Raw genomic sequence first — 8,908 nt, forward strand, 5'->3', positions numbered from 1 at the left:
GACCAACGGTTTTGAAGACCGCGGAGGCCACCAGGCGCTCGCGCGCCTCCGCCGCGATACTAGTCGATCACCCCGCGTAGAGGGCGTCGAGGGCCTCGGCGTACTTGCCGTGCACGACCCGGCGCCGCAGCTTGAGGGTGGGGGTCAGCTCCTCGCTCTCGGCCGTCCACTCGGCGGGCAGCAGCCGCCACTTCTTGACCTGCTGGACGCGGGCGAGGCGGGCGTTGGCGTCCTCGACGGCCTTCCCCACCTCCTCCAGCACGAGCGGGTGCTCGGCGAGCGCGGCGAGGTCGGTGGTCTCGATCCCGTGCGCGGCGGCCCAGACCGGCGCGACCTCGCCGTCCAGCGTGATGAGCGCGACGACGTAGGGGCGGCGGTCGCCGAACGCGAGCGCCTGGCCGACCAGCGGGTGCTCCTTGAGGTGGTTCTCGATCATCGACGGGGCGATGTTCTCGCCGCCGGCGGTGATGATCAGCTCCTTCTTGCGGTCGACGACGGTGAGGAAGCCGTCCTCGTCGAGGCGCCCGACGTCCCCGGTGTGCACCCAGCCGTCGGCGTCGATGAGGTCGGCGGTCGCCTCGGGCCGGTTCAGGTAGCCGGGGGTGCAGGTCGCGCCGCGCACCAGGATCTCGCCGTCCTCGGCGAGCGTCAGCTCGACGCCGTCGAACGGGCGGCCGACGGTGCCGAGCTTGAAGGAGTCGGCGAGGTTGGCGGTGATGGCGCCGGTGGTCTCGGTCATCCCGTAGGCGTCGAAGATCTTCAGGCCGAGGCCGGCGAAGAACCGGGCGACCTCGACCGGCAGCGGCGCGGCGGCGCTGGACGCCTGCCGGACGCGGTCCAGGCCGAGCAGCGCCCGCATCGGGGTGAGGACGGCGGCGTCGGCGGCCTCGAACGCGGCGGTGACCTCGGGGGTGAGGGTGTTGCCGAACTCCTGGCCGGACACGTAGGCGCGGCCGGCGTCCAGGGCCGCGGCGACGGCGGCCCGCTTCGCCGGGTCCTGCTCGGCCGACAGCACCGCCTGGATGCCGGCCATGATCTTCTCCCAGACGCGCGGGACGCCGAAGAACGAGTGCGGGCGCACCTCGGCCAGCACCGTGGTCAGCTGCGCCGGGTCCGGGCAGAAGTGGACGTGCGCGGCGAGGCGGACGGGCAGGTAGTAGCTGAGGACGCGGTCGGCGATGTGCGCGAACGGCAGGTAGGAGACGCCGGACGGGTGGTCGGGCAGCACCGAGCTGCGCTGCACCATGGCGGCCTCGTGCAGCACCATCGAGTGGGTGATGAGGACGCCCTTGGGGTCGCCGGTGGTGCCGGAGGTGTAGAGCAGGGTGACGGTGTCCTCGGGGGTGACGGCCCGCCAGCGGCGGTCGATCGCGTCCGGGTCGGCGGCGAGGGCGCCGCGGCCGAGCGCGGAGAAGGTGTCCCAGCCGAGGTACCGGTCGTCGCCGTCCGGGCAGGCGGCGGCGTCCACCACGATGATCTTGCGGAGGTGGGGGAGCCGGTCGAGGACGGGCTGCCAGCGGGCGAGCTGGTCGGCGCCGTCCAGGACCGCGTACTTGGCCTCGCAGTGGCCCGCCACGTAGGCGATCTGGTCGGGCGCGAGCGTCGCGTAGACGGTCGTCGGCACGCCGCCGGCGTGCACCGCGCCGAGGTCGGCGAGCACGTGCTCGGACCGGTTGGGCATCATCAGCGCGACGACGTCGCCCGGCTCGAGGCCGAGGGCGGCGAACCCGGCGGCGGTCTCCAGGGCCCGGGTCCGCGTCTCGGCCCAGGTCAGGGTCCGCCATCGCCCGTCGATCCGGTCGGAGTAGGCCGGCTCGTCCCCGTGTTCGGCGGCGGTGGCGGCGAGGCCGGTGCAGACCGTCTGCCCCTCGACGGCCCGGTCCAGCTCGTCCCGCTGCTCCTGGATCCCCATAAGGCGCCCCTTGAGTAAGTGATGACTTGCAGAACAGGATCGCACCATGCCGAACGTGGTTCGGACAACCCCTTCGGCCATCTTCCGCTGGTCGGAGGTAAGGGCGACCCCTGGGTGACCGGACCCGTACCGTCCGTTTCTTGATCATTTGGGGTAGTTGTGCGTTAAATTTCCTGGTGAACCGTCTCGCCCGAGCCGCCCGTCTCACCCAGTACGCCCACGGCGGCGGCTCCGCGTGCAAGATCCCGCCCGGCGAGCTGGAGAGCGTCGTGGCCGGCCTCACCGGCGGCGGCGACGCCCTGGTGATCGGCGGCGGGGACGGCGACGACGCGGCCGTGCTGCGCATGGCGGGCGGCCGCGCGGTGGTGTCCACCGCCGACTTCTTCACCCCCGTCGTCGACGACGCCTACGACTGGGGGCGGATCGCCGCCGCCAACGCCCTGTCCGACGTGTACGCCGTCGGCGGCGAGCCGCTCATGGCGCTGAACCTGCTCGGCTGGCCCCGCGACGCGCTGCCCGCCGAACTGGCCCGCGAGGTGCTGCGCGGCGGCCGGGACGTGGCGGACCTCGCCGGCTGCCCGATCGCCGGCGGGCACAGCATCGACGACCCCGAGCCCAAGTACGGCCTCGCGGTGACCGGCGTCGCCGACCCCGACCGGCTGCTGCGGCTGGACGCCGGGCGGCCCGGCGTCCCGCTCTCGCTGTCCAAGCCGCTCGGCCTCGGCGTGCTCAACGCCCGGCACCAGGCGACCGGCGAGGTGTTCGCCGAGGCCGTCGAGACGATGACGGCGCTGAACGCGGCGGCCGGGGCGGCCGCCCTGGAACGCGGCGCCGCCTGCGCCACCGACGTGTCCGGCTTCGGGCTGCTCGGCCACCTGTACAAGCTGGCCCGCGCGAGCGGCGTCACCGCCATCGTGGACGCCGCCGCCGTCCCGTACCTGGAGGGGGCGCGCGCCGCCGTCCGCGACGGCTTCGTGCCGGGCGGCACCCGCCGCAACCTCGCCTGGGTCTCCCCGCACACCGAGTTCCGCCGGATCGCCGAGGAGGAGCGGCTGCTGCTCTCCGACGCGCAGACCTCCGGCGGGCTGCTGGTGGCCGGCGAGATCCCCGGCGCCCCGGTGATCGGTGAGCTGGCCCCGCTCGGCCGGCGCCACCTCGTCGTCCGCTAGCCCGCGAGATACGCGGCGGCGAGGGCGGGTAGGGCGGGGGTGAGCGAAGGAGCGGGCATGACCATCGGGGGGATCGTCTCCGCCATCGTGCTGGGCGCCGTCGTGGGGATCCTCGGCCGGCTGGTCGTGCCGGGACGGCGGAGCATGCCGGGTTGGGTCGCCGCGGCGGTCGGCGTCGTCGCCGCCTTCGCCGGGACGGGACTGTGCGCGATGGTCGGCTTCCGCACGTCCGGCTGGAACTTCTGGGAGACGATCTTCCAGATCGGCGTCGCCGCGGCGGGCGTGTGGGCGGTCGCGGTGCTGTGGCCGACGAGGAGCGACCCGTAGCGGGCCACGCCGCTTCCCGCACCCGCGCCGCCAGGGCGCCGTCAGGGCGTCGCCAGAGAGCCGTCAGGGCGCCGGCGGGCGCAGGACGGGCCGCAGATCCTCCAGCACGGCCGTGTCCTCGATCGTCGACGGCACCGCCACGTTCTTCCCGTCGGCGATGCCCCGCATCACCCCGCGCAGGATCTTGCCGGACCGGGTCTTCGGCAGCGCCGGGACGACCGCGACCTCCTTCAGCGCCGCGACCGGGCCGACCTGCTCGCGCACCATCCGCACCAGCTCCGCGCCGAGCTCGCCCGGATCGGCCGCGACGCCGCTCTTCAGCACGACGAAGCCGCGCGGGACCTGGCCCTTCAGCGCGTCCTCCACGCCGATCACCGCGCACTCGGCCACCGCCGGGTGCGCGGCGATGACCTCCTCCATCGTCCCGGTCGACAGCCGGTGCCCGGCCACGTTGATCACGTCGTCGGTGCGGCCCATCACCCACACGTAGCCGTCCTCGTCCAGGTGCCCGCCGTCGCCGGTCAGGTAGTGGCCCGGATGGCGGGTCAGGTACGACTCCACGAACCGCTCGTCGTCCTGCCACAGCGTCGGCAGCGTGCCGGGCGGCAGCGGCAGCCGGATCGCGATGTCCCCGTCGGTCCCCGGCGGGAGGGGCGCTCCGTCCGGCCCGAGGACCTGCACGTCGTACCCGGGCACCGGCACCGACGGCGACCCCGGCTTGACCGGCATCGGCTCCAGGCCCCGCAGGTTCGCCACGATCGGCCAGCCCGTCTCGGTCTGCCACCAGTGGTCGATGACCGGCCGGTCCAGCACCCGCGACGCCCAGTGGTAGGTGTCGGGGTCGAGCCGCTCCCCGGCCAGGAACAGCGCGTCCAGCGCCGACAGGTCGTGCCCGGCGAGCAGCGCGCCGTCCGGGTCCTCCTTCTTGACGGCGCGGATCGCGGTCGGCGCCGTGAACAGCACCTTGACGCGGTGCTGCGCGGCGACGCGCCAGAACGCGCCCGCGTCCGGCGTCCCCACCGGCTTGCCCTCGTACAGGACGGTCGTGCAGCCGGTCAGCAGCGGCGCGTACACGATGTAGGAGTGCCCGACGACCCAGCCCACGTCGGACGCGGCCCAGAACACGTCGCCCGGGCCCACGCCGAACACGTTCTCCATCGACCAGCGCAGCGCCACCGCGTGGCCGCCGTTGTCGCGGACGACGCCCTTCGGCCGCCCGGTCGTGCCTGAGGTGTAGAGGATGTACAGCGGGTCGGTGGCGGCGACCGGCACGCACTCCACGGGACGGGCGGCCTCGACCGCCTCGTCCCACTCCACGTCCCGCGGCCGGACGAGGTCGGCGTGCAACTGCTCGCGCTGCCGGATCACGCACCGCTCGACCTTGTGCTTCGCCAGCTCGAGCGCCTGGTCGAGCAGCGGCTTGTAGGCGACGATCCGGCCGGCCTCGATCCCGCAGGACGCCGACACGACCGCCTTCGGGCGGGCGTCGTCGATGCGGACCGCCAGCTCCCGCGCCGCGAACCCGCCGAACACCACCGAGTGCACCGCGCCGAGCCGCGCGCACGCCAGCATCGCGATCACGGCCTCGGGGATCATCGGCAGGTAGATGACGACCCGGTCGCCGCGGTCGACGCCCTGCGCGCGCAGCGCCCCGGCGAACCGCGCGACCAGGTCGGTCAGCTCGCGGTAGGTGTAGCCGCGGACCGTCCCGGTGACGGGGCTGTCGTAGATGAGCGCCGCCTGGTCGCCGCGCCCCTCGTCGACGTGCCGGTCCAGGGCGTTGTCGCAGGTGTTCAGCTCACCGCCGGTGAACCAGCGGTAGAACGGCGGGGCGCCGTCGTCCAGCACGCGGTCCGGCGGGACGAGCCAGCGCACGTCCCGCGCCGCCAGCCCCCAGAACCGGGTCGGATCGGCGATGCTGCGTTCGTACGCGGCCGCGTAGGCGCCCATTTCGTCCTCCCGGTGGCGGTCGGGTCCGGCCCCGAATCCGCGTTTCGGGGCGCACCCCTATAGGGCACGGCGCGGGTACCGTTCGTCAAGGCCCCGCGCCGCCACCTCCCGGTCGCGGAGGGTCACCGTCCCGCCCGGGGCCGCCGCGCCCGCGCCCGTGCGGGCGGCCCCCGGACGCCCCGGTCAGGCGGGACGCTCGTGCGGGTGCCGGACGCCGTGCACGACGGCGACGGCGGCCGCCAGGACCGCGCCGGCCGCGACGATCCAGAAGCACAGTTCGTACGCGCCGAGCGTCGGCACCTCCGTCCCGGCGATCACCTTCCCGGCGAGGATCGAGGCGGTGACGGCGCCCGCGACGCTGCCGCCGGTGGTGCGGACGAGCGAGTTGATGCCGCTGGCGATGCCGCTCTGGTCCATCGGGACGTGCTGCACGGCGAGCGTGCCGAGCGCCGCGTAGGCGACGCCGAAGCCGATGCCCTGGATCGCGCTGAACGCCAGCATGTCGTAGCCGTGCGAGTTCGACACGGCGAGCCAGGTGTAGCTGAGCCCCGCGAAGACCGAGCCGAGCGCGAGCGTGTAGGCCGGGCCGATGCGCCGGGCGATGTTGCCCGACATCGCGGACGCGACGAGCATCGTGACGGTGCTGGGCAGCATGTAGAGGCCGACGTCCAGCACCGAGCCGCCCAGCCCGTACCCCACCTTGTCGGACGGGGACTGGACGAAGCCGGAGATCAGGGTGAACGCGGCGAACATGGCGAAGCCGAGCAGTGTCGAGGACAGGTTCGCCGACAGCGACTTCGGTCCGACCAGCAGGCTCAGCCGCACCAGCGGCTCGCGCACCCGCTGCTCGATCACGACCCACAGCCCGCACAGCACGACGGCGGCGCCGAACAGGGCGATCACCCCGCCGGACGTCCATCCCCAGTCGTTGCCCTCGCTGATCGCCAGGAGCAGGCAGACGAGCCATCCGGCCAGCACGAGCGCGCCGGCCAGGTCGGGGCGCCCGCCCGCGCGCGCCCCGGCGTCGTGCGCGGTGACCGCGACCAGCACGAGGCCCGCCGCGGCGAGCGCGGCGGTGATCCAGAACACCGGGTGGTGGCTGGTGGTGTGGTCCGCGATCAGGCCCGTCACGATCATGCCGGCGCTGCCGCCGACGCCCATGGTGGCGCTGACGATGCCGATCGCGGTGGTGATCCGCTCGCGCGGGAAGGTGTCCCGGATCATCCCGATGGCCAGCGGGATCATCGCGGACGACACGCCCTGCAGGGTCCGTCCGGCGATGAGCACGCCGAGCGAGCCGGACACCGCGCAGACCACCGAGCCGATCAGCAGCAGCGCCAGCACCAGCAGGATCATCTTCTTCTTGCCGTACATGTCGCCGAACCGCGACAGCAGCGGCGTGGCGACGGCGCCGGCCAGCAAGGAGGCGGTGAACACCCAGGTCACGGCGGTGACCGAGACGTGGAAGTGGGTCATCAGCTCCGGCAGCAGCGGGATCACGAGGGTCTGCTGGACGGACACCACCATGCCGGCGATCGCCAGCGCGAACAGGGTGAGGCCGGTGCGCGGGGGGCCGGCGGCCCGCCGCCCGGTCGTGGCGGCGGCCGCCGTCTGGGCGCCGGTCATGAAGCCTCCTGGGGGACGGTCCCGGTCGGTGGGAGCGGGGGCGTGCTCGGACACTCTACTTACTTAAGTTAAGTAAATGCATCGTACAATGGATCACATGTCCACCCCGCCGCGGTCCGCCGCCCACCCCGACACCGGCGCCGCGGCGCCGCGCGACATCGTGGAGATCGAACGCGCGATCAGCCGCGTGTCGCACATGCTCACCCGCGCCAAGCAGCACGACCGGACGGTGGCGGTGGCGGGCGTGCCGGTCGACCGGGCCGCCGTGCCGCTGCTCGGCGCCCTCGCCGACGCCCCCGACCCGCTGCGGCCGGGGGAGCTGGCCGTCCGGCTGGCGGTGGAGGCGCCGCACGTCACCCGCCAGGTGCAGCGGCTGGAGCGGGCCGGCTACGTCGAGCGCGTCCCCGACCCCGACGACGGCCGCGCCCAGCGCGTGCGGATCACCGACGCCGGGCTGGAGGCCGTCGAGCGGGTCCGCGCCGCCGGCCGGCAGTGGATGGCCGACGCCCTCGCCGGCTGGTCGCCGGCCGAGCGCGCGCAGCTGGCCGGGCTGGTGCACCGGATGGTCGACGACTTCCTCGCGCATTCCGAGCGTCTCGCGCGCTGCGAGGGCCGATCCGCCGATTAGCCGCGCCCTCGGCGTGACGATTCATCGCCAGTTGAGGTTTACGCGAAGTTAGTGAGATTTATGATCGCGCGGTGTGGGCCCGATCGGGTTTCGCTTCCGGGCCCGGCGTCCTTAGGGTTGCCTTCCGTGGACCTACGTCTGCAAAACCCCCGCTATGCCGTCCCCGCCGGCGCCCGCGCCGTGCCCGCACCCTTCCCCGCGGCCCCGCGCGCCGCGACCCGGGAAGGGCGCTGATGCAGGTCGTCGCCACCGCCGGCCACCATGGGCACGGCAAGTCCGCCCTGGTGCGCGCCCTCACCGGCATGGAGCCCGAGGAGCCCGGCGCCTGGACGGAGCTGCCCTCCGGCGCCAGGCTGGCGTTCGTCGACGTCCCCGGCGACGAGCGGTCCGTCCCGGCGATGCTCGCGGGCGTGGGGGCGGTCCCCGCCGTGCTGTTCGCCGTCGCCGCCGACGAGGGCTGGATGCCGCAGTCGCAGGAGCACCTCGACGCGCTCGCCGCGCTCGGCGTCCAGGCCGGCGTCCTCGCGGTGACCCGCGCGGACGTCGCCGACCCCAAGCTCGCGCTGCGCCAGGCCCGCGACCGGCTCGCCGGGACCGCGCTGCGCGGCGTCGAGGCCGTCGCCGTCAGCACCGTCACCGGCGCGGGCATGGACGAGCTGGCCGCCGCGCTGGACCGGCTCGCCGGACGGCTGCCCGTGCCCGACCCCGACGCGCCGGTGCGGCTGTGGCTGGAGCACGCCTTCACCGCCGGGCGGCAGAGCGTCGTCGCCGGCACCCTCGCCGCCGGGACGATCGCCGTCGGCGACGAGCTGCTCCTCATGCCCGCGGGCCGCCGCGTCCGCGTCCGCACGATCGGCAGCACCGGCGCGCCCCGGGAGAGCGCCACCGGCGTCTCCCGCGTCGTCCTCACGCTGCGCGACGCCGGACGGGTCGGCGCGGGCATGGCCCTCGTCACCCCGGACCGCTGGTCGCTCACCACCTGCGTGGACGTGCGGACCCGGTTCGGCGAGGCGTCCGGGCGGCTGGCGCGGCGGATGACCCTGCACATCGGCGCCGCCGCCGTCCCGGTGCGGCTGCGCCCGCTCGGCCCCGACACCGCCCGCCTCACCCTGAACGCCCGGCTGGCCCTGCACATCGGCGACACCGCCCTGCTGCGCGACCCCGAGCGGCGCGCCGTCGCCGGGGTCAGCGTCCTGGACGGCCGGCCGCCGGCCCGGGGGCGGCGCGACGCCGGCGTGGGCCGCGCCCGCGGGCGGGCCGGCGGGCCCGACCGGGCGGGCGGCGCGGGGGGGGTGC

General features: G+C 74.7%; 7 protein-coding genes. 4 read left to right on the forward strand and 3 right to left on the reverse strand.

From position 1 onward, the window contains the following. Positions 1–67: 67 nt before the first annotated feature. A complete protein-coding gene (locus tag ABZ914_RS40235; RefSeq protein WP_500199826.1) occupies positions 68–1,912 on the reverse strand; it encodes an AMP-dependent synthetase/ligase in 1,845 nt (614 codons plus the stop codon). Positions 1,913–2,088: 176 nt separating this feature from the next. On the opposite strand from ABZ914_RS40235, the gene selD reads away from it, so the two are divergent. Further along, the gene (selD, locus tag ABZ914_RS40240) at positions 2,089–3,081 is read left to right on the forward strand and encodes a selenide, water dikinase SelD (protein WP_500199829.1); all 993 of its coding nucleotides are present in this window, start codon (positions 2,089–2,091) and stop codon (positions 3,079–3,081) included. Between the two features lie 57 nt (positions 3,082–3,138). Next, positions 3,139–3,408 (forward strand): GlsB/YeaQ/YmgE family stress response membrane protein, encoded by a 270-nt coding sequence (locus ABZ914_RS40245; protein ID WP_500199830.1) that lies wholly within the window; start codon positions 3,139–3,141, stop codon positions 3,406–3,408. A 63-nt stretch (positions 3,409–3,471) separates the two neighbouring features. Here ABZ914_RS40245 and ABZ914_RS40250 read toward each other — a convergent pair whose 3' ends face one another. Further along, positions 3,472–5,358, reverse strand: a complete 1,887-nt coding sequence (locus ABZ914_RS40250) for a propionyl-CoA synthetase (RefSeq protein ID WP_500199832.1) — start codon at positions 5,356–5,358, stop codon at positions 3,472–3,474. 183 nt (positions 5,359–5,541) lie between these two features. Continuing rightward, the gene (locus ABZ914_RS40255; protein ID WP_500199834.1) at positions 5,542–6,984 is read right to left on the reverse strand and encodes an MFS transporter; all 1,443 of its coding nucleotides are present in this window, start codon (positions 6,982–6,984) and stop codon (positions 5,542–5,544) included. A gap of 97 nt (positions 6,985–7,081) precedes the next feature. Here ABZ914_RS40255 and ABZ914_RS40260 point away from each other — a divergent pair, with 97 nt between their 5' ends. Next, positions 7,082–7,612, forward strand: a complete 531-nt coding sequence (locus ABZ914_RS40260) for a MarR family winged helix-turn-helix transcriptional regulator (protein WP_500199836.1) — start codon at positions 7,082–7,084, stop codon at positions 7,610–7,612. A 233-nt stretch (positions 7,613–7,845) separates the two neighbouring features. Beyond that, a partial coding sequence (locus ABZ914_RS40265) for a GTP-binding protein (protein WP_500199838.1) occupies positions 7,846–8,908 on the forward strand: 1,063 nt, incomplete at its 3' end.

Source organism: Spirillospora sp. NPDC046719, assembly GCF_040645715.1.
In the GTDB taxonomy this organism is placed as follows: domain Bacteria; phylum Actinomycetota; class Actinomycetes; order Streptosporangiales; family Streptosporangiaceae; genus Spirillospora.

What these genes read in the sequence shown, in the direction of transcription:
- ABZ914_RS40235 (WP_500199826.1), bottom strand. Translation starts at nt 1,912, where the DNA reads ATGGGGATCCAGGAGCAGCGGGACGAGCTGGACCGGGCCGTCGAGGGG.
- ABZ914_RS40245 (WP_500199830.1), top strand. Translation starts at nt 3,139, where the DNA reads ATGACCATCGGGGGGATCGTCTCCGCCATCGTGCTGGGCGCCGTCGTG.
- ABZ914_RS40250 (WP_500199832.1), bottom strand. Translation starts at nt 5,358, where the DNA reads ATGGGCGCCTACGCGGCCGCGTACGAACGCAGCATCGCCGATCCGACC.
- ABZ914_RS40255 (WP_500199834.1), bottom strand. Translation starts at nt 6,984, where the DNA reads ATGACCGGCGCCCAGACGGCGGCCGCCGCCACGACCGGGCGGCGGGCC.
- ABZ914_RS40260 (WP_500199836.1), top strand. Translation starts at nt 7,082, where the DNA reads ATGTCCACCCCGCCGCGGTCCGCCGCCCACCCCGACACCGGCGCCGCG.